Source organism: Pseudacidovorax sp. RU35E (genome assembly GCF_900156165.1).
Classification (GTDB): Bacteria; Pseudomonadota; Gammaproteobacteria; order Burkholderiales; family Burkholderiaceae_C; genus Xenophilus.
On sequence record NZ_FTMY01000007.1, the window covers coordinates 323,017 to 342,794 of the forward strand.

General features: G+C 70.9%; 21 protein-coding genes and 1 pseudogene. 15 read left to right on the forward strand and 7 right to left on the reverse strand.

Annotated features, from left to right (window positions below; all coding sequences use genetic code 11):
• Positions 1–14 precede the first annotated feature (14 nt).
• Positions 15–632, reverse strand: a complete 618-nt coding sequence (locus BXA03_RS15145; protein WP_076509257.1) for a flavin reductase family protein — start codon at positions 630–632, stop codon at positions 15–17.
• Between the two features lie 154 nt (positions 633–786).
• On the opposite strand from BXA03_RS15145, the gene BXA03_RS15150 reads away from it, so the two are divergent.
• The 7 genes from BXA03_RS15150 (at position 787) to BXA03_RS15180 (ending at position 7,258) form a co-directional block, all read left to right on the forward strand.
• Positions 787–1,782: a Bug family tripartite tricarboxylate transporter substrate binding protein gene (locus BXA03_RS15150; protein ID WP_076509260.1), complete on the forward strand. Its 996-nt coding sequence runs from the start codon at positions 787–789 to the stop codon at positions 1,780–1,782.
• Positions 1,740–2,186 (forward strand): RidA family protein, encoded by a 447-nt coding sequence (locus BXA03_RS15155; RefSeq protein WP_083716097.1) that lies wholly within the window; start codon positions 1,740–1,742, stop codon positions 2,184–2,186. The genes BXA03_RS15150 and BXA03_RS15155 overlap by 43 nt, the downstream gene beginning before the upstream one ends.
• Positions 2,187–2,202: 16 nt before the next feature.
• Positions 2,203–3,105 (forward strand): amidohydrolase family protein, encoded by a 903-nt coding sequence (locus tag BXA03_RS15160; protein WP_076509262.1) that lies wholly within the window; start codon positions 2,203–2,205, stop codon positions 3,103–3,105.
• A complete protein-coding gene (locus tag BXA03_RS15165; RefSeq protein WP_076509265.1) occupies positions 3,102–3,977 on the forward strand; it encodes a fumarylacetoacetate hydrolase family protein in 876 nt (291 codons plus the stop codon). Before BXA03_RS15160 ends, BXA03_RS15165 begins: the two co-directional genes overlap by 4 nt.
• The gene (gene hpaH, locus BXA03_RS15170; protein WP_076509268.1) at positions 3,974–4,792 is read left to right on the forward strand and encodes a 2-oxo-hept-4-ene-1,7-dioate hydratase; all 819 of its coding nucleotides are present in this window, start codon (positions 3,974–3,976) and stop codon (positions 4,790–4,792) included. Before BXA03_RS15165 ends, hpaH begins: the two co-directional genes overlap by 4 nt.
• Positions 4,793–4,801: 9 nt before the next feature.
• Positions 4,802–5,617 carry an aldolase/citrate lyase family protein gene (locus BXA03_RS15175; RefSeq protein WP_076509270.1) on the forward strand — a complete coding sequence of 272 codons (816 nt, stop codon included), beginning with the start codon at positions 4,802–4,804 and terminating at the stop codon, positions 5,615–5,617.
• A 96-nt stretch (positions 5,618–5,713) separates the two neighbouring features.
• Positions 5,714–7,258 (forward strand): ABC transporter permease/substrate-binding protein, encoded by a 1,545-nt coding sequence (locus BXA03_RS15180; RefSeq protein WP_083716098.1) that lies wholly within the window; start codon positions 5,714–5,716, stop codon positions 7,256–7,258.
• Here the strand turns inward: BXA03_RS15180 and BXA03_RS15185 are convergent, their stop codons facing one another.
• Together BXA03_RS15185 and BXA03_RS15190 are read right to left on the reverse strand one after the other, a co-directional pair.
• Positions 7,259–7,849, reverse strand: a complete 591-nt coding sequence (locus BXA03_RS15185) for an NADPH-dependent FMN reductase (protein WP_076509273.1) — start codon at positions 7,847–7,849, stop codon at positions 7,259–7,261.
• 78 nt (positions 7,850–7,927) lie between these two features.
• Positions 7,928–8,836 (reverse strand): LysR family transcriptional regulator, encoded by a 909-nt coding sequence (locus BXA03_RS15190; protein ID WP_076509275.1) that lies wholly within the window; start codon positions 8,834–8,836, stop codon positions 7,928–7,930.
• Positions 8,837–8,848: 12 nt separating this feature from the next.
• Between BXA03_RS15190 and BXA03_RS26575 the strand changes: the two genes are divergently transcribed.
• Genes BXA03_RS26575 through BXA03_RS15220 form a run of 7 tightly spaced genes read left to right on the forward strand, consistent with a single transcriptional unit; the run spans position 8,849 to position 14,875 of the window.
• Positions 8,849–9,124, forward strand: coding sequence for a hypothetical protein (locus BXA03_RS26575; protein ID WP_143476323.1), 276 nt, complete (start codon positions 8,849–8,851; stop codon positions 9,122–9,124).
• A 15-nt stretch (positions 9,125–9,139) separates the two neighbouring features.
• Positions 9,140–9,793, forward strand: coding sequence for a hydrolase (locus BXA03_RS15195; RefSeq protein ID WP_076509277.1), 654 nt, complete (start codon positions 9,140–9,142; stop codon positions 9,791–9,793).
• A gap of 16 nt (positions 9,794–9,809) precedes the next feature.
• Positions 9,810–10,082, forward strand: coding sequence for a XapX domain-containing protein (locus BXA03_RS15200; RefSeq protein WP_076509279.1), 273 nt, complete (start codon positions 9,810–9,812; stop codon positions 10,080–10,082).
• Between the two features lie 51 nt (positions 10,083–10,133).
• The gene (locus tag BXA03_RS15205) at positions 10,134–12,026 is read left to right on the forward strand and encodes an amidohydrolase (RefSeq protein ID WP_076509281.1); all 1,893 of its coding nucleotides are present in this window, start codon (positions 10,134–10,136) and stop codon (positions 12,024–12,026) included.
• On the forward strand, positions 12,026–12,421 hold the full coding sequence (locus BXA03_RS15210) for a DoxX family protein (protein ID WP_076509282.1): 396 nt from the start codon (positions 12,026–12,028) through the stop codon (positions 12,419–12,421). The genes BXA03_RS15205 and BXA03_RS15210 overlap by 1 nt, the downstream gene beginning before the upstream one ends.
• Positions 12,414–13,997: an MFS transporter gene (locus BXA03_RS15215; protein ID WP_076509284.1), complete on the forward strand. Its 1,584-nt coding sequence runs from the start codon at positions 12,414–12,416 to the stop codon at positions 13,995–13,997. Before BXA03_RS15210 ends, BXA03_RS15215 begins: the two co-directional genes overlap by 8 nt.
• 53 nt (positions 13,998–14,050) lie before the next feature.
• A complete protein-coding gene (locus tag BXA03_RS15220; RefSeq protein WP_076509288.1) occupies positions 14,051–14,875 on the forward strand; it encodes an alpha/beta fold hydrolase in 825 nt (274 codons plus the stop codon).
• Between the two features lie 33 nt (positions 14,876–14,908).
• On the opposite strand, the gene BXA03_RS15225 is transcribed toward BXA03_RS15220, so the two are convergent.
• On the reverse strand, positions 14,909–15,814 hold the full coding sequence (locus BXA03_RS15225; RefSeq protein WP_076509290.1) for a helix-turn-helix domain-containing protein: 906 nt from the start codon (positions 15,812–15,814) through the stop codon (positions 14,909–14,911).
• Between the two features lie 23 nt (positions 15,815–15,837).
• Complete coding sequence (locus BXA03_RS15230; RefSeq protein ID WP_076509293.1) at positions 15,838–16,527, reverse strand: TetR/AcrR family transcriptional regulator; 690 nt, start codon at positions 16,525–16,527, stop codon at positions 15,838–15,840.
• Between the two features lie 56 nt (positions 16,528–16,583).
• Here BXA03_RS15230 and BXA03_RS15235 point away from each other — a divergent pair, with 56 nt between their 5' ends.
• On the forward strand, positions 16,584–17,792 hold the full coding sequence (locus BXA03_RS15235) for an MFS transporter (protein ID WP_083716106.1): 1,209 nt from the start codon (positions 16,584–16,586) through the stop codon (positions 17,790–17,792).
• A 260-nt stretch (positions 17,793–18,052) separates the two neighbouring features.
• On the opposite strand, the gene BXA03_RS15240 is transcribed toward BXA03_RS15235, so the two are convergent.
• Together BXA03_RS15240 and gudD are read right to left on the reverse strand one after the other, a co-directional pair.
• The gene (locus BXA03_RS15240; RefSeq protein WP_076509298.1) at positions 18,053–19,489 is read right to left on the reverse strand and encodes an aldehyde dehydrogenase family protein; all 1,437 of its coding nucleotides are present in this window, start codon (positions 19,487–19,489) and stop codon (positions 18,053–18,055) included.
• Positions 19,490–19,520: 31 nt separating this feature from the next.
• Positions 19,521–19,778: pseudogene (gudD, locus tag BXA03_RS15245) on the reverse strand (glucarate dehydratase); the annotation flags it as partial.

Here is a 19,778-nt window from a genome sequence, read left to right on the forward strand (position 1 = left end):
GTGATGCGGTGGGATCAGACGACCGACTTCTCGGTCTGCTGCATGCGCCGCAGCGTGACGATGCGGCCGAGCGTGGCGTAGTTGGGCCCGCCGATGCGGCAAACGGGATCGAGCGCCAGCGTCTCGACCTTGCCATCGTTCATCAGGCCGTCGCGCAGGTGGAAGCGCGTGACCTCGCCGACGATGAATTCCGCGCCCGTGTCACCGAAGGGAATGACCTGCGACAGCCGGCATTCCATGGCCACCGGCGCATCGCGCAGGCGCGGCACGGCCACCGTCTCGCCGGGCAGCGTGGCCAGGCCCAGCAGCTCGGCTTCGCTCACGTCCTCGGGGTGCTCCTCGCTGCTCTCGTGGATGGCGTTGAGCTGCGAGGCATCGCCGATGTGCACCACGTACTCGCCGCGGCTGTGGATGTGGGCCGCCGTGTCCTTGCGCCGGCCGGCCTTGCGGCCGACGTTGACGCCCAGCAGCGGCGGCTTGTTCGACACGAAGGTGAAGCAGGAGAAGGGCGCGAGGTTGACCACGCCGGTGGGCGAGAGCGTGCTGATCCACGCGATGGGCCGCGGCACCACCAGGCCGCTGAGCAGGCGGTAGGTGGCTTCGGGCGTGAGGGTGTGGGGGTCGATCTGCATGGTCCGCATTGTGGACGCGCGCCCCGAAGGCCGCGAAGCCGGAAAGTCCACATCATGGACTTATCCGCGATGTTCGCATTGCAGGTTCATGCCTTCGCTTCCTACAGTGGGGCCACACGCGACCGCTGCCCGAGCAGCCCAACGGAGACAAACCATGCATCGATCCAAGGCCCTGTGCCTGGCCGCGGCCACGGCCGCCGGCGCCCTCATTTCCCTCGCCCCCGTGGCAGCGCAAGCGCAAGGCGCGGGCAACTGGCCCGACAAGCCCGTGCGCCTGGTGCTGCCCTACCCGCCCGGCGGCAATGTGGACGGGGCGGCGCGCATCATCAGCGACCAGCTGCAGGCCCAGTTCAAGCAGCCCTTCCTGGTGGACAACAAGCCCGGCGCGGGCGGGCTGATCGCCGGCGAGTTCGTCGCCAAGGCGGCGCCCGATGGCTACACCTTCTTCATGACGGCCAACGGGCCACTGCTGTTCTCGCCCACCATCTTCAAGCGCGACGCCTACGAATGGCGGCGCGACTTCGTGCCGGTGAGCTCGGTCTCGTTCACGCCGCTGGTGCTGCAGGTCAGCCCCTCCACGCCGTACAAGACCATCGGCGAGCTGATCGACGCCGGCAAGAAGCCCGGCAACAAGCTCACCATGGCCTCGCCCGGCGCCGGCACGCAGAACCACCTCGTCAGCGAATACCTGCAGCGCGAAAGCGGTGCCCATTGGGTCACCGTGCACTACAAGGGCAACGCCCCCGCCACCACCGACCTGCTGGGCGGCCAGGTGGACTTCAACTTCGACCAGGTGTCGGTGGCCCAGCCCTTCATCCAGCAGGGCCGCACGCGGCCGCTGGCCGTCACGTCGCCGCAGCGCCTGCCGCAGCTGCCCGACGTGCCCACGCTGCAGGAGTCCGGCTTCAAGGACTTCAGCACCGAGACCTTCACCGGCCTGATGGCGCCCAAGGGCACGCCCGATGCCATCGTGCAGAAGCTGTCGCAGGCGCTGCAGAAGATCCTGGCCGACAAGGCCGTGCAGGAGCGCTTCAACGTGCTGGGCTCGCAGGCCCGCGCGATGACACCCGCCGAATTCACCCAGTTCCTCGACAAGGAAGACAAGCGATGGATCCCCATCATCAAGCAGGCCAATATCACGGCCCAGTGAGCCTGGGGCGCGCCGCGCCCGCCGGCCGCACCGCCGTCTACGTGGGCGGCTTCAGCCACAAGAACCCGATTCCCGCCGCCTGCCGCATCGGCCCGCTGGTCGAAAGCGGCAGCGTGCTGGGCACCGACCCGGCCACCGGCCAGGTCGCCGAAGGCATCGAGGCCCAGTGCCGCCACATGCTGGACAACCTGCGCCGCATCGTCGAGGCCGCCGGCGGCAGCACGGCCGACGTGGTCAAGGTCACGGTGTGGATGAAGGACCGCAGCCAGCGGCCCGCCCTCAACGTGCCCTGGCTGGAGATGTTCCCCGACGCCGCCACGCGCCCTGCGCGCCATGCCATCCACGCACCCGAGCTCGACATGGGCAAGCTCATCGAGTGCGTCTTCACCGCCTACATCGCCTGATTCGCCCGACTGCCCCATGCCCGACTACCTGCCCTTCGACCCCCATCCGCGCGCGCCGGCCAGGCCGTTGCCGCCGCTGTCCTGCGACAGCCAGTTCCACGTCTTCGGCCCGCCCGATCGCTACCCCGTGCGCCCCGGCGCTGCCTACGAGATGCCCACCGCCACCTGGCAGGTGGCCCAGCGCCTGCATGCCACGCTGGGCATCCAGCGCGGCGTGATCGTGCAGGCCACCACCTACGGCGCCGATCACCAGGTGGTGCTCGATGCGCTGGCCGGCCTCAACGGCGACGGCCCGCGCCGCTACATGGGCTGTGCCAATGCCGCGGTGCTGATCGAGCGCGACGACGCCTACCTGCAGCAGTTGCACGACGCCGGCGTGCGCGGCGCCCGCTTCACCCGCGGCGGCCTGGGCATCAGCTTCGGCCCGGCCGAGATGGACCGCGCCCTGGGCCGCGTGCGCGAGCTGGGCTGGTACGTGAAGGTGCAGCCCGAGCCGAAGGGCGTGGCCGAGCAGATGAAGGCCTTCGCCCACCTGGACGTGCCGGTGCTGGTGGACCACATGGGCCGCGCCGACCCCGCCGCTGGCGAGGCCGACGCCAGCCTTCGCTGCCTGCTGGAGCTGTTCCAGCGCGGCAACTTCTGGGTGATGCTGTCGCTCTCCGAAAAGCTCTCGCACAGCGGCGAGCCGTGGGACGACGTGGTGCCGCTGGCGCGCCGCCTGATCGACGCGGCGCCGGACCGCTGCGTGTGGGGCAGCGACTGGCCGCATCCGATCTCGCTCAAGCAGCCGCCCAACGAGGGCGCTCTGCTCGACCTGCTCACGCGCTTCGTCCCCGACGAGGCCATGCTGCGCCGCATCCTGGTGGACAACGCCGCCGCCTTCTTCGGCTTCGACGCCCACGCGGAGGTGGCCGCATGAAGCTGCTGAGCTTTACCCACCAGGGCCGTGCAAGCTGGGGCGCGCTCGATGCATCCGGCCAGGGCGTCGTTGACCTGGGCCGCCGCCTGCCCACCCTCGCCGGCGTGCGCGAACTGCTGGCCGGCGGCGAGGCCGCCATGGCCCAGGCCCGCGAGGCCTGGGCCGGCGCCCATGCCGACCATGCGCTGGCCGACGTGCAACTCGATCTGCCGGTACGCGAACCGCGGCGCATCTTCTGCATCGGCGTCAACTACGCGCACCGCAACGCCGAGTACAAGGACGGCAGCGACCTGCCCCGCTACCCGAGCATCTTCATGCGCGTGCCCGACTCCTTCAGCGGCCATGGCGAGGCGCTGCTGCAGCCGGCCGAATCGCAGCAGCTGGATTACGAGGGCGAGATCGGCATCGTGATCGGCCAGGGCGGCCGGCGCATCGCGCGCGAGACTGCGCTGGACCACATCGCCGGCCTCACCTGCATCAACGAAGGCACCGTCCGCGACTGGGTGCACCATGCCAAGTTCAACGTCACGCAGGGCAAGAACTGGTTCCGCTCGGGTTCCATCGGCCCCTGGCTGGTCACGGCCGACGAGTACCCGGCCGGCTTCGGCAACCTGCGCGTGCAGACCCGCGTGAACGGCGAGGCGCGGCAGGACGACACGTCCGAGCACCTGATGTTCGACTTCGCCTACCTGGTGCACTACCTGTCGATCTTCACGCCGCTGCTGCCCGGCGACGTGATCGCCACCGGCACGCCCATCGGCGCCGGCATCCGCTTCGACCCGCCGCGCTTCCTGCAGCCGGGCGACGTGGTGGAGGTCGAGGTCACCGGCGTCGGCGTGCTGCGCAACGTGGTGGAGGCCGAGCCGCGATGAGCACCACCCTCAGCGCCGAGACCTGCCGCGAGGCCGCCGCACGCCTGGAGGAAGCCGAGCGCAGCCGCGTGCCCTGCGGCCAGCTGTCGCTGGCCCATCCGGGCATGACCACGGACGACGCCTATGCCATCCAGGCCGCCTGGATGGCGCTCAAGCAGCAGGCCGGCCGCACCGTCAAGGGCCACAAGATCGGCCTGACCTCCAAGGCCATGCAGCGCGCCGTGCGCATCGACGAGCCCGACTTCGGCGTGCTGCTGGACGACATGTTCTACCGTGATGGCGCCACCATTCCGGCCGGGCGCTTCCTGCAGCTCAAGGTCGAGGCGGAGCTGGCCTTCATCCTCGCCAAGCCGCTGACCGGGCCCGACTGCACGCTCTTCGACGTGCTGGACGCCACGGCCTACGTGGTGCCGGCGCTGGAGATCCTGGACGCGCGCATCCAGCGCGTGGACCCGGCCACCGGCCGCACGCGCACCGTGCTGGACACCATCGCCGACAACGCGGCCAATGCGGCCATCGTGCTGGGCGGGCGGCCCTTCCGGCCCGACGCCCTGAACATCGACATGCGACGCATCGGCGCCATCGTCAGCCGCAACGGCGAGGTGGAAGAGACCGGTCTGGCCGCCGGCGTGCTCAACCATCCGGGCCATGGCATCGCGTGGCTGGCCAACCGGCTGCACCGGCACGGCGTGACACTGGCGACGGGCGAAGTGGTGCTGGCCGGCTCCTTCATCCGGCCCATCGACGTGGTGCAGGGCGACACCATCGTGGCCGACTACGGCGACTTCGGCAGCGTGGCCTGCCACTTCGGCTGAGGAGTTGCGATGGCGCTGCTTCCCAACCCTTTCAAGAAGGCCCTGGCCGAGGGCCGGCCGCAGATCGGCGTCTGGTCCACCCTGCCTTCGCCCTACGTGAGCGAGCTGGTGGCCGGCGCCGGCTTCGACTGGATGTTGCTGGACACCGAGCACACACCCAGCGACGTGCCGCTGATGCTGCAGCAGCTGCAGGCCGTGGCGGCGGCCCAGCCGGCTGCCGGCTGCGCGCCCTGCGCGCCGGTGGTACGCCCCGCGTGGAACGACCCGGTGCTCATCAAGCGCTACCTGGACGTGGGCGCGCAGAGCCTGCTGCTGCCCTTCGTGCAGAACGCCGACGAGGCCCGCGCCGCCGTCGCCGCCACCCGCTATGCGCCTGCCGGCCTGCGCGGCATGGGCGGCTCCATGCGCGCGAGCAACTTCGGCCGCACAGCCGACTACGTGGCCCGCGCGCATGAGGAACTGTGCGTGCTGGTGCAGGTGGAGACGCGCGAGGCGCTGGACCAGATCGAGGCCATCGCCGCGGTCGAGGGCGTGGACGGCATCTTCATCGGCCCGGCCGACCTCTCGGCCAGCATGGGCCATGCGGGCAACCCACGCCACCCGGAGGTGGATGCCGCCATCGACGACGCCATCGGACGCATCCGGGCGGCGGGCAAGGCGCCCGGCATCCTGATGGTGGACGAAGCGCGGGCGCGGCAGTGCCTGGAACTGGGCGCGCTCTTCGTGGCGACGGCGCTGGATCTGGTGGCCCTGCGCGGCGCGCTGGATGCGAGTGCGGCACGGTGGCGGCAGGCGGGCGCGGCCCCCACCCGCAGCGCGTACTGACCAGCACCACGGCCAGCAAGCGAGACGGCGCCAGCTGACGCATGGGCGGCGGCAATGCCACGCGCGCCGCACGCGCAGCCCGGCCATACTGGCCCAATGACCGCCACCGTCCGCCCTGCCCGCCTTCGCGTCTGCTTGGCCTTCCTGCTGCTGCCACTGCTCGCCATGCAGGCCGTCTGGGCCCAGCAGCGCGACACGGGCGAGCTGCGCATCGGCTCCAAGCGCTTCACCGAGTCGTACATCCTGGCCGAGGTGCTGGCCCAGACGGCCGCGCCCCATCTGCAGCGCCCGCCGACGGTGCGCCAGGGCCTGGGCAACACGGCCATCGTCTACGAGGCGCTGCGCTCGGGCGGCATCGACCTCTATGCCGAATACACCGGCACCATCGCGCTGGAGATCCTCAAGAGCGCCAAGCCGCTCGCACCCGACGCGATGCGCGCCGCGCTGCAGCCGCTGGGCCTGGGCATGGCCGTGCCGCTGGGCTTCAACGACGGCTATGCGCTGGCGATGCGCGCCACCGAGGCCCAACGCCTGGGCATCCGAACGCTGGGCGATCTGGCGAAGCACCCCGAACTGCGCCTGGGCCTGACCAACGAATTCATCGGCCGCGCCGACGGCTGGCGCGGCGTGGCGGCGCGCTATGGCCTACCGCAGCGGCCCACCGGGCTGGACCATGGCCTGGCCTACGACGCCATCGGCGCGGGCCAGGTGGACGTGATCGACATCTACACCACCGACGCCAAGATCGAGCACCTGGGCCTCACGGTGCTGGAGGACGACCGCCACTACTTCCCGCGCTACGACGCGGTGCTGCTCTACCGCCTGGACCTGCCTGAGCGCCTGCCCGCGGCCTGGGCCGCGCTGCAGAAGCTGGAAGGCCGCATCGACGAGGCCGCCATGATCCGCATGAACGCCCGGGCCGAACTGCAGGGCACGGCCTTCGCCGACATCGCACGCGACTTCCTCGCGGGCGGCGCGGGCCCGGACGCGCAGGCCGCGCGCGGCTTCGTCGCCAAGCTCTTCGGGCCCGACCTGGGCCGGCTGGCGCGCCAGCACCTGATGCTGGTGGCGGTGTCGGTCGGCCTCGCGGTGCTGATCGGCGTGCCGCTCGCAATGGCGGTGTTCGCCCATGTGCGGCTGCGGGCGCTGGTGCTGGGCCTGACCGGGCTGCTGCAGACCGTGCCCTCGCTGGCGCTGCTGGCCATCCTGATCTCGCTGCTGGGCGCCATCGGCACGCTGCCGGCGCTGGTGGCGCTCACGCTCTATGCGCTGCTGCCGATCATGCGCAATGCCGTCACCGGCCTGGCCGAGGTGCCTGCGGGTCTCACCCAGGCCGGCACTGCATTGGGCATGACCGGGCCGCAGAACCTGCGGCTGGTGCAACTGCCGCTGGCCCTGCCCACGCTGATCGCCGGCGTGCGCACCGCCACCACCATCGCCGTGGGCACGGCCACCATCGCGGCCTTCATCGGCGCGGGCGGCTTCGGCGAGCGCATCGTCACCGGCCTGGCGCTCAACGACCGCGCGCTGCTGATGGCCGGCGCCCTGCCGGCGGCGGCGCTGGCGCTGGTGTCGGAGTTGCTGTTCGAGGGGCTGGAAGCGCTGTTGCGACGCGGCCGTTCGCCCGCGCCTTCGGCTTGATCAGTACGGCGGCGCCTGCGTCGCCCGCTGCACCCGCGCCGCATTCGTCCACCAGGCCAGGTCGTCCGCCCAGCGCGAAAAGGCCTTGGCCAGCGACTTGCCGGCATCGCCCGTCGGCTCGCCCGCCTCGTCCAGCGTCTGCGAGATCGGGCCCACCGCCAGCGTGCTGGAGATCACCACCATGCCCATCTCCGACAGGATCGAATGCCAGGCCGTGCCCGAGCGCACGCCAGAAAAGCGGCCGGCCGAATAGCTGGCGATGGCCGCCGGCCGCCAGAACCATTCCTCCAGGAAGTGGTCGGTGAGGTTCTTCAGCCCCGGCTGCACGCCCCAGTTGTATTCGCCGGTCACGAAGACGAAGGCATCGGCATCGCGGATCTTGCCGGCCAGCGCCTCCATGGCCGCGGGCGCCTGGCCCTTGGGATGTTCCTTGTACATGCGGTCCAGCATCGGCAGGCCCACCGCCTGCGCGTCGATGAGCTCGGGCTCGGCGCCGCGGGCCTTGAGCTGGGCCACGATGTAGTCCGCCAGGCGGATGCCCATGCGGTCGGCACGGTAGGAACCGTAGAGGACGAGGATCTTGTCGGGCATGCGTGCGCCTTGTTCCGGTGTGGGGCCCCGATCATCCGTGATCGGAGTGGCCCCGAAGCGGCAAGGGGTCGGGTCGGATCACGCACTGCGCGGCAGCAGCGCCGGCACGAGCGGGCGTCGCAGCCGCTCGCGCCACCACTCCAGGGCGCGGCCCTCGGCACCTGTCTTCCACGCCAGGTAGAAGACCTCGGGCGGCCGGGCCTCCTCGATCTCTAGCGCCACCAGGCTGCCGCGTGCCAGGTCGGCCTCCACGCAGGCCCGCGGCAGGAAGCCGTGGCCCAGGCCGCTGCGCTGGCAGGCGATCTTGGCCGTCATGGAGGGCACGGTGATGCGCGGCTGCCCTGCCATCAGGCCCACCGTGCGGTCCGACAGCGAGCGGGCGGTGTCGCCCACCACCACGGCGTTGTGCGCCACCAGGTCGGCCCGGCGAAGCGGCAGCCTGGCACGCGCCAGCGGATGCTGCGGCGCCACGCAGAAGACGAAGTCCAGCGTTCCCACCGGATGCACCTGATATCCGCCGCCGGCCGGCCCCTCGCCCGCGGCGATGACGAGGTCGGCCCGGCCATCGCGCAAGGCCTCCCAGCTGCCCGACAGCGCCTCGCAGCCCAGCCGCAGGCGGGTGCCGCAGCGCAGGGCCTCGAAGTCGCGCAGGTCGTCGATCAGCGCCTCGGTCGGGATCAGCGAGTCGTGCACCAGCCGCAGTTCGGATTCATAGCCCGTGGCCACCTGCCGCATGCGCGATTCCAGCGTGGCGGCCGCGCCGAGCAGCCAGCGGCCCTCGTCCAGCATCTCGCGGCCCGCGGCACTGAGTTCGACGCGCGGGCCCTGCCGTTCGAAGAGGCGCAGGCCCAGCTGCTCCTCCAGCCGGGCCACGGCATAGGAGACGGTGGACGGCACCCGGTTCAGCCGCGTGGCGGCGGCCGCGAAGGAGCCATGGCGGTCGATGGCGTCGACCAGTTCGATGGCCTCGAGGGTGAGCTTGAGCATGGCGATCCTTGGGTGGGGCAGATCATCGAAAACTTCGATGCTGGCGAACGGAAAAACTCGCCAACAGGCCCGGACGGGCCGCTGATGATTCCTTCAATGCCTCGGTTCCACAAGCGCGGCGGCCAGGCGCGGACCGGCGATCCATCGATGAAGGATTTCGATGGCATCCGCCGCGCACTCGGCCGGCCTGGCGCGCATACGCGCCCGACAAACGTGCAAAACGCCAGACCAATCGACAAGACAAGCGCCGTTGCGCCACCGAGCATCCGGCCCGATTCCTCAGCTTAAGAACAGGAGTTCACCATGCCCCTCCAAGCCACCGCCACCCCTGGCCCCACCCTGCTCAAGCCACAGGACCACACGCTGATCCTGATCGACTTCCAGTCGCAGATGGCCTTTGCCACGCACTCCATCGACGCCGCCACGCTGCGCAACCATGCGGCCCTGGTGTCGCGTGCGGCGGCGGGCTTCGGCGTCTCGACGATCCTGACCACGGTGGCCGAGAAGAGCTTCTCCGGCCCCATGTTCAGCGAGATCACCGAAGCCTTCGCCGGCCAGGCCATGCTGGACCGCACCTCGATGAACACCTGGGAAGACGCGGCCGTGATCGCCCGCGTGAACGCCATCGGCAAGCCCCGCATCGTGCTGGCCGGCCTGTGGACCAGCGTGTGCATCGTCGGCCCCGCGCTGTCGGCCCTGGCGCAGGGCTTCGAGGTCTACGTGATCGCCGATGCCTGCGGCGATGTCTCGGCCGAGGCGCACGAGCGCGCTATGCAGCGCATGGTGCAGGCCGGCGCACGGCCCATGACCGCGGTGCAGTACCTGCTCGAACTCCAGCGCGACTGGGCACGCGGCGAGACCTACGACATGACCACCGGCATCGCCCGGCGCTTTGGCGGGGCCTACGGCCTGGGCATCGACTATGCCCGCGCCATGTTCGGCGCCCACGAAGGCTGAGCCGGGCGCGCACACGATGAAGCCCTATCTGCTCTCGCTTGCCGTCGGCGTCCTGGTCGGCGTGATCTATGCCCTGGTGCAGGTGCGCTCGCCCGCGCCGCCCGTCATCGCACTGGTGGGCCTGCTGGGCATCCTGGTGGGCGAGCAGATCCCGCCGCTCATCCGCGGCTGGATCCGCCCGGATGCGGTGTCGACGTCCTGGCTGCAGCACCAGGTCAAGCCGCACGTCTTCGGCACGCTGCCCCAGTGCGCCAAGGCCGAGCCGCCCCGCCCCAACGACCAGGCCTGACGGGCGACCCCCGCCCGCTTCCGCCCAGCGCCACTTCACGGAATGGACCCCATGGCCGACGACACCCTGCCTCCCGACCTCCTCCTTCACAACGGCCGCTTCACGACGCTGGACCGCGCCAATCCCGTGGCCGACGCGGTCGCCATCCGCGACGGCCGCTTCCTTCGCGTGGGCCGGCGCGAGGACGTGCTGCCGCTGGCCGGCCCCGCCACCCGCGTGGTCGACCTGCAGGGCCGCGCCGTGCTGCCGGGCCTGATCGACAACCACCTGCACATCATCCGCGGCGGCCTGAACTTCAACCTGGAGTTGCGCTGGGACGGCGTGCGCAGCCTGGCCGATGCCATGGCCATGCTGCGCCAGCAGGTGGCGATCACGCCGGCGCCGCAATGGGTGCGCGTGGTCGGCGGCTTCACCGAGCACCAGTTCGACGAGAAGCGCCTGCCCACCATCGACGAGCTCAACGCCGCCGCGCCCGACACGCCGGTCTTCATCCTGCACCTGTACGACCGCGCCCTGCTCAATGGCGCTGCGTTGCGTGCGGTGGGCTACGGCAAGGACACGCCCGCGCCGCCCGGCGGCGAGATCGTGCGCGACGCCGCGGGCAACCCCACCGGCCTGCTGCTGGCCAAGCCCAATGCGGCCATCCTCTACGCCACGCTGGCCAAGGGGCCGAAGCTGCCGCCCGAGTACCAGCTCAACTCCACGCGCCACTTCATGCGCGAGCTCAACCGGCTGGGCGTGACCGGCGCCATCGACGCGGGCGGGGGCTTCCAGAACTACCCGGAGGACTACCAGGTCATCCAGCAGCTGGCGGATGCCGGCCAGCTCACGATCCGCCTGGCCTACAACCTCTTCACGCAGAAGCCCAAGCAGGAGAAACAGGACTTCCTGAACTGGACGGCGACCTCGAAGTACAAGCAGGGCGACGACTACTTCCGCCACAACGGCGCCGGCGAGATGCTGGTGTTCTCGGCCGCCGACTTCGAGGACTTCCGCCAGCCGCGGCCCGACATGGTCCCCGAGATGGAAGGCGAGCTGGAAGAAGTGGTGCGCGTGCTGGCCCAGAACCGCTGGCCCTGGCGCCTGCATGCCACCTACGACGAGACCATCGCCCGTGCGCTGGACGTGTTCGAGAAGGTGGACCGCGACACGCCGCTGGCCGGCCTGAACTGGTTCTTCGACCATGCCGAGACGATCTCCGAGCGCTCCATCGACCGCATCGCGGCGCTGGGCGGCGGCGTGGCCGTGCAGCACCGCATGGCCTACCAGGGCGAATACTTCGTCGAGCGCTACGGCGCCGCCGCGGCCGAGGCCACACCGCCGGTCAAGCGCATGCTGGAGAAGGGCATCCATGTCTCGGCCGGCACCGACGCCACACGCGTGGCCTCGTACAACCCCTGGGTCTCGCTGTCGTGGCTGATCACCGGCCGCACCGTGGGCGGGCTGCAGATCACGCCGCAGCGCAACCTGCTCGACCGCGAGACCGCCCTGCGCATGTGGACCGAGAAGGTCACCTGGTTCTCGAACGAGGAAGGCCGCAAGGGCCGCATCGAGGCCGGCCAGTTCGCCGACCTGATCGTGCCCGACCGCGACTTCTTCGCCTGCCCAGAATCGGACATCGCCGGCACCAGCGCGCTGCTCACGGTGGTGGGCGGCAAGGTGGTCTACGGCGCGGGTCCCTTCGCCACGCTGGACGAGGGCGGCCCGCCACCCGCCATGCCCGACTGGTCGCCGGTGCGCCGCTATGGCGGCTACGGCGCCTGGGGCGCGCAGGAGGGCGCACCACTGCAGGCCACCCTGCGGCAAGCGGCTGCGTCCTGCGGCTGCGCGAGCGCCTGCAACGTCCATGGCCATGCGCATGCCAGCGCCTGGGGCAGCCGGCTGCCGGTGGGCGACCTCAAGAGCTTCTGGGGCGCGCTGGGCTGCGCCTGCTGGGCGGTCTGATGGGCTGGACGCTGTCTCCCTGGGTGCGGCGGCTGTGCCTGCTGCTGCTGTGCGCCGCCTACCTGCAAGGCGGCCTGGTCAAGGCCTTCGACTTCGCCGGTGCCGTGGCCGAAATGCAGCACTTCGGCATCGCGCCGGCCGCGCCGATGGCGCTGGCCGTGATCGTGCTCGAACTCGGCGCCTCGGCCCTGGTCATCAGCGGGCGGCTGCGCTGGCTGGGGGCGCTGGTGCTGGCGGCCTTCACGCTGGGCGCCACCCTGGTCGCGCTGCGCTTCTGGGACATGCCCCAGCCGCAGCGTTTCATGGCGGCCAATGCCTTCTTCGAGCACCTGGGCCTGGTGGGCGGCTTCCTGCTGGTGGCCTGGCTCGACGGGCGGGAACGGCGGCATGGCTGAGGCGGCCAAGGAAAGCGGCAGCTTTGCACCCCTGCGCCTGCCGGTGTTCGCCGTGCTGTGGTGCGCCACGGTGCTGGGCAACATCGGCAGCTTCATGCGCGACGTGGCCAGCGGCTGGCTGGTCACCGACCTCTCGCCAAGCCCCACGGCCGTCGCGCTGATCCAGACCGCGGCGACGCTGCCGGTCTTCCTGCTGGCCATCCCGGCCGGGGTGCTGTCGGACATCCTGGACCGCCGGCGCTTCCTCATCGCCGTGCAGCTGCTGCTGGCGGGCGTGAGCGCGGCCCTGCTGCTGCTCTCGCGCAGCGGCGCGTTGACGGTGGAGCTGCTGATCGTGCTGACCTTCGTGGGCGGCGTGGGCGCCGCGCTGATGGGGCCGACCTGGCAGTCCATCGTGCCCGAGCTGGTGCCGCGCGCGCAGCTCAAGAACGCGGTGGCGCTCAACTCGCTGGGCGTCAACATCGCCCGCGCCGTGGGGCCGGCCGTCGGTGGCCTGCTCCTGGCCAGCTTCGGCGCGGCCATGACCTACGGCGCGGACGTGCTGAGCTATGTCTTCGTCATCGCGGCGCTGCTGTGGTGGCGCCGGCCGGCGCCTGCGGCGGATGAGGGCCTGTCCGAGAACTTCCTTGGCGCCTTCCGCGCCGGCCTGCGCTATGCGCGCGCCAGCCGCGAGCTGCACGTGGTGCTGGTGCGCGCGGCGGTGTTCTTCCTCTTCGCGAGCGCGGCCTGGGCGCTGCTGCCGCTGGTCGCGCGGCAGAAGCTGCAGGGCACGGCTGGCTTCTACGGCGTGCTCATGGGCGCCGTCGGCGCGGGCGCCATCGTCGGCGCACTCGTCATGCCCAGGTTGCGCGGACGGCTGGATGCGGACGGGCTGGTGCTGCTGGCTTCGGTGCTGACGGCGGGTGTGCTGGGTGCGCTGGTGCTGGCCCCGCCCCAGTGGCTGGCCGTGCTGTTGCTGCTGGTGCTCGGCGTGGGCTGGATCACGGCCCTGACCACGCTCAACGGCGTGGCCCAAGCCGTGCTGCCCAACTGGGTCCGCGGCCGCGGGCTGGCCGTCTACCTCACGGTCTTCAACGGTGCCATGGCCGCCGGCAGCCTGGGCTGGGGCCTGGTGGCGCAGCAGGTCGGCGTGCGCGGCGCGCTCGCCGCCGCCGCGCTGGGCCTGCTGGCGGTGGCCCTGCTCTTCCACCGCGTGCGCCTGCCCACGGGCGACGCGGACCTGCAGGCCTCGCGCCACTGGCCCGAGCCGCTGCTGGCCGAGCCCGTGGCCCATGACCGCGGCCCCGTGATGATCCAGATCGAATACCGCATCCGTGCCGAAGACCGGCCGGCCTTCCTGGCCGCCGTGCGGCGCCTGGCGCCCGAGCGCCGCCGCGACGGCGCCTATGCCTGGGGCCTGCACGAGCACACGGCCGATCCGCAGCGCATCGTCGAATGGTTCATGGTCGAGTCCTGGGCGGAGCACCTGCGCCAGCACCACCGCGTGTCCCAGGCCGATGCAGACCTCCAGGGCGAAGTGGTCCGCTACCACATCGGCCCGGGCCAGCCCGAGGTCCACCACTTCCTGGCGCTCTGAGCCCCTGGGCCACTTTTGCCTTCCCCTGCCTTCCTCAACCCCTGGAGATTTGCATGAGCTTCCTCACCCTGCGCGACGGAACCGACCTCTACTACAAGGACTGGGGCAGCGGCCAGCCCATCCTGTTCAGCCACGGCTGGCCACTGAGCGCCGACATGTGGGACGCGCAGATGATGTTCTTCGCCGAGCGCGGCTACCGCACCGTCGCCTTCGACCGCCGTGGCTTCGGCCGCTCCGGCCAGCCCTGGACCGGCTACGACTACGACACCTTCGCCGACGACATCTCGGAGCTGATCGAGGCCCTGGACCTGAAGGACGTGGTGCTGGTGGGCTTCTCGATGGGCGGCGGCGACGTGACGCGCTACATCGCCCGCCATGGCAGCGGCCGCGTGGCCCGGCTGGCGCTGGTCAGTGCGGTGACGCCGCTGTTCGTGAAGACGGCGGACCATCCGGACGGGCCCGAACCCGCCATGTTCGAGGGTCTGCGCGCCGGGCTGATGGCAGACCGGCCGCAGTTCCTGGACGACTTCAGCGCCATCTTCTACGGCACCAACCGGCCGGGGGCCACGCCGGTGTCGCAGGGCATCTTCAAGCAGACGCTGCAGATCGCACTACAGGCCTCGATCAAGGGCACGCTGGACTGCGTGACGGCGTTCTCGGGGACGGACTTCCGCGCCGACATGGCGAAGATCGACGTGCCCACGCTGGTCATCCATGGCGACGACGACCAGGTCGTGCCCATCGAGGGCACGGGCAAGCTGGCGGCGCAGATGATCAAGGGCGCCACGCTCAAGGTCTACCCCGGTGCGCCCCACGCCACGTGCACCACGCACAAGGACCAGGTCAACGCCGACCTGCTCGCGCTGATCGAGGACTGAGCGCGCAGCGGCAGCTGGCGGCAGCAGCGGGCCTCAGTGGCCAGCCCCGCGCCGCCAGGCGCCCGGCGGCATGCCCATGTGCCGGGTGAAGACGCGCGTGAAGTGGCTCTGGTCGGCGAAGCCGCAGGCCAGAGCGATGGCGGCCAGCGACAGATCGGGCCGCGCCAGCAGGGCCTGGGCCCGCGCCACGCGCTGGGCCTGCGCCCATTGGTACGGCGTCTGGCCGGTGGTCTCGCGGAAGGCCTCGATGAAGTAGCTGCGCGACAGGCCGCAGGCGTCGGCCACCGCCTGGGCACTGTGCGTGCCCTCCGCACGCAGCGCCAGCATCTCCTTGGCCCGCGCCTCCTGCAGGGCCGACAGCCGGTGGCGCCGGGGCGTGGCCGGCGGGCGCACGTCGCCGTAACGCTGCACCACATGCGCGGCCATGGCGGCCGTGACCTGCTCGACGAACAGGCCGGTGGCGACATGCGGCCGGCCGAGCGCCGGAAGCAGGGCCAGCGCCAGGTGGTGCAGCACGGCGTCGTGCGCGCCGGTGGGCGGGGCCGACAGCAGCGCCCCGAGGCTCACCGGCTGCTGCGTGGCCTGCTGGACCACGGCCCGCGGAAACTCCACCAGCAGAAAGTCGAAGCCGGTCTTCATGTCGGCGCGGTAGCGCTCGCTGAAGTCGCGCAGGTAGATCGCGCCGCAGCCGAAGTCGTGCGTGCTCGCATGACGCCCATGCAGGATGCGGCGCCGGTGCCCCGGTGCGAGCGAGATGCCCAGCAGCAGGCCCCGGTCGGAGGGCGCCGTCTCCACCGGCCCGAGCTGGGACTTCGCCACCGCCTTGCGATAGACGCGGACGCTGCCGGCCTCGACCTCCTCGTCGTGCACCAGCGTGCTGGCGGTGCAGCCGAGCGCATCGCGCGACGTGGGCAGTGGCAGCGCAGTGGCTGGGTGCATGGGACCTCCGCAGGGGCTCTCGATCATCCGCGCCGGTGCGCAACGCGCCGGCGGCGGGCAGGAGGTGCTGGCTCTGACTCCGGCGCCGCACCCAGCCCCACAAGATACGCGCAAAACATGTCTGCGAGCGCGTCCGCATAGGCCTCGATCTCGGCGGGCTTGCGGGCCTGGTCGGAGAAGGCCTTGCCCACGCCGCTCAACGTGTCGAGGATCAATGTGCTGGCACGGCTGCGGACGCCGCTGGAGGTGTCGGGCAATGCAGCCTTCAGGAAGACGCGGAAGGCACGGGCGCTCGTCGCCCGTGCTTCGCCGGCCTCAGGTGCATCGCGGTACATCGGGGCGGCATCGGCCAAAGCCGTGCGCACCTCGGCCTCCTCGCATTCGGAGCGGATGAAGGCATGGACCAGCCCCCGCAGCCGCGTGAGCGGCGGCGTGGATTCGTCTTCCAGGATGCCGCGCATCAGCGTGGTGGTGCGCTGCCATTCGTCGCTCTGCAGCCGGAACAGGATCGCCGCCTTGTTGGGAAAGTACTGGTAGAGCGAACCCACGCTGACGCCGGCCTTCTCTGCCACGCGGGCCGTGGTGAAGCGCTGCGCGCCTTCCTGGGCCAGAACCTGAACAGCCGCTTCGAGCACCGCCGCCACCAGGTTGGCGGAGCGGGCCTGCTGGGGCTCCTTTCTCGAGGAGAGGGGGGCGCTGCGACGGGGGCTCATGGCGAGGGCTCCGAATGCGAATGGAAAACCTGACGAACTCGTCGCATTATCGGCGCATGACTTCCACATCCTCTCCAATAGCTTCTTCTGCGCCGATGCTGCTGCCCTTCTGGTGGCTGGTCGGCGTGCTTTTCGTGGCCTGCCTGTGCGTGGGCATGACACTGCCGACTGTGCCGCTCTTCGTGGCCGGCACGTTGGGCCTGGGCAATGCCTGGGCCGGGCTGGCGGTGGGCATCGCCTTCCTGGCCACCATCCTCAGCCGCGGCTTCGCCGGCACGCTCACCGACCGGCAGGGTGCCAAGGTGGCAGCGGTGCGCGGCCTGTTCTGCTACATGGCCGGCGCGCTGGTGTGCCTGGCGGCCGGCCTGCCAGGTTTGGGCGCCATCGCGGCCTACGCCGTGCTGCTGATCGGCCGCCTGCTCATCGGCGTGGGCGAAAGCCTGGTCGCCGTCGGCACCATCACCTGGTGCATCGGGCTGGTCGGGCCGGCCCGCTCGGGCCAGGTGCTCGCCTGGATCGGGGCCGCCATCTATGGCGCGCTGGCCGTGGGCGGACCGTTGGGCATCGCGCTCTACGACCGGCTGGGGCTGGCAGGCGCCATGGCTGTGGCCATGGCACTTCCGGCGCTCGCGCTGCTCGCCGTCCTGCCGCTGCAAGCGCTTCCCGTGATGGCGGCGGCCCAGCGGCCGTCGATCTGGCGGGTGGTCGGCCGCATTGCGCCGCAGGGCGCCATCGTGTGCCTGCAGGGCATCGGCTTCGCGGCCATCGGCGCCTTCTTCGCGCTGCACTTCCGGGCCCAGGGCTGGGCGCATGCGGGCCTGGGCCTTACGGCCTTCGGCGCCGGCTTCGTGCTGGTGCGGCTGCTGTTCGGCGGCCTGCCCGACCGCATCGGCGGCCTGCCGGTGGCGGCGGCCTCGCTGGCGGTGGAGACGCTGGGCCAGGCGCTGCTCTGGAGCGCCGCCACGCCCAATGCGGCGCTGGCCGGCGCCTTCATGACCGGCCTGGGCTGCTCGATGGTGTTCCCGGCCATGGGCCGCGACGTCGTGCACCGCGTGGCGCCGCCCCTGCGCGGCACGGCCATGGGCGCGTTTTCAGCCTTCCAGGATCTGGCTTACGGCCTGACCGGCCCGTTGGCCGGGCTGCTGGCCGACCGCACGGGCTACCGCGGCGTGTTCCTCGTCGGCACCGTGGCGGCGGTATTGGGGCTGGCCATTGCGCTGGGGCTGTGGATCGCCACCCGCCGGCCCGCCGCGACACCCCAATGAAACGACAACGGCCGGCAGGCAGCGATGAAGCCACCTGCCGGCCGCAAGGCAGAGCGCGTCATGTCAGTTCTCCACAGCGCTGCGTGCCACCCACGCCGCGTGAGACTGGCGCGACGCCAACGATCAAATGGCCGCGGAGCAGGCCACGCCAGGGCACCCGCGGAACTGGCTTTGCCAGGCCGCTGGGTGCGCCCCCCTCCAAGCCGAAGGCGCCAGAGAGGGGGGAGCCGCGAAGCGGCATGGGGGGTGCTTTTTTAGTTTCAGGCCAGCGTGTAAGCGGTCTTCACCGTGGTGAAGAACTCCTGTGCATAGCGCCCCTGCTCGCGCGGGCCGTAGCTGCTGCCCTTGCGGCCGCCGAAGGGCACGTGGTAGTCCACGCCCGCGGTGGGCAGGTTGACCATCACCATCCCGGCCTGGCTGTGGCGCTTGAAGTGCGTGGCGTACTTGAGGCTGGTGGTGGCGATGCCGGCCGACAAGCCGAACTCGGTGTCGTTGGCCGTGGCCAGGGCCTCGTCGTAGTCCTTCACGCGGATCACGCTGGCCACGGGTCCGAAGACTTCCTCGCGGTTGATGCGCATGGACTTGCCGCTCTCGCTGAACAGCGCCGGGGCCATGTAGAAGCCCTCGGTGCCGCGCGACAGGCGCTCGCCGCCCACGGCCAGCGTGGCGCCTTCGGCCTTGCCGATCTCGACATAGCTCAGGTCCTGCTCCAGCTGCGACTGGCTGGAGACGGGGCCGATGTCGGTGCCCTGCGCCAGCGCGTCGCCGACGTTGATCTTCGCCATGCGGGCCTTCATGGCCTCGATGAAGCGCGGGTAGATGCCCTCGGTCACGATCAGCCGGCTCGACGCCGTGCAGCGCTGGCCGGTGGAATAGAAGGCGCTCTGCACACACAGCTCGACGGCCTGGTTCAGGTTGGCATCGTCCAGCACCACCTGCGGGTTCTTGCCGCCCATCTCCAGCTGGACCTTCTTGCCACTCCTGACGCATTCCAGCGCGATGCCGCGGCCCACGCCCACCGAGCCGGTGAAGCTGATCGCATGGATGCCCGGGTGCTGCACCAGCGCATTGCCGATGACGCTGCCGCGGCCCATCACCAGGTTGAACACGCCGGCCGGGATGCCCGAGCGGTGGATGATCTCGGCCAGCGCCCAGCTGCTGCCCGGCACCAGGTCGGCCGGCTTGAGCACTACGCAGTTGCCGAAGGCCAGCGCCGGCGCGATCTTCCAGGCCGGGATGGCGATGGGGAAGTTCCACGGCGTGATCAGGCCGACGACGCCTACCGGCTCGCGCGTGATCTCCACGCCGATGCCGGGACGCACGGAAGGCACGGTCTCGCCCGACAGGCGCAGGCATTCGCCAGCGAAGAACTTGAAGATCTGGCCGGCGCGAGTCACCTCGCCGATGCCTTCGGCGCGGGTCTTGCCCTCCTCGCGCGCCAGCAGCGCACCCAGCTCCTCCTTGCGGGCCAGGATCTCGGCGCCGATCTTGTCGAGCGCGTCGCTGCGGGCCTGGACCGAGCCGGTGGACCAGGCGGGGAAGGCCGCGGTCGCGGCCGCCACGGCGGCATCGACATGCGAGGCATCGCCCTGCGTGTACTGGCCGATCACGTCCGCCAGGTTGCTGGGGTTGAGGTTGGGGCTATAGCTGGCGCCGGCCAGCCATTCGCCGTTGACGAGGTTGTCGAATTGGCTCATGGAGAAGGTCCTTGTCGAATGACGGGGTGGCTCAGCGCACCATCGCCGGCCGCTTGTTGTCGAACTTCCAGCCCGGGATCAGGTACTGCATGGCGATGGCGTCGTCGCGCGCGCCCAGGCCGTGCTGCTGGTACAGCGCATTGGCGCGCTGCAGCGCGGCGCGGTCCACCGTCACGCCCAGGCCGGGGGTCCTGGGCACCTCGACGAAGCCGCCGCGGATCTGCAGCGGGTTCTGCGTGAGGAACTGGCCGTCCTGCCAGATCCAGTGCGTGTCGATGGCCGTGACCTT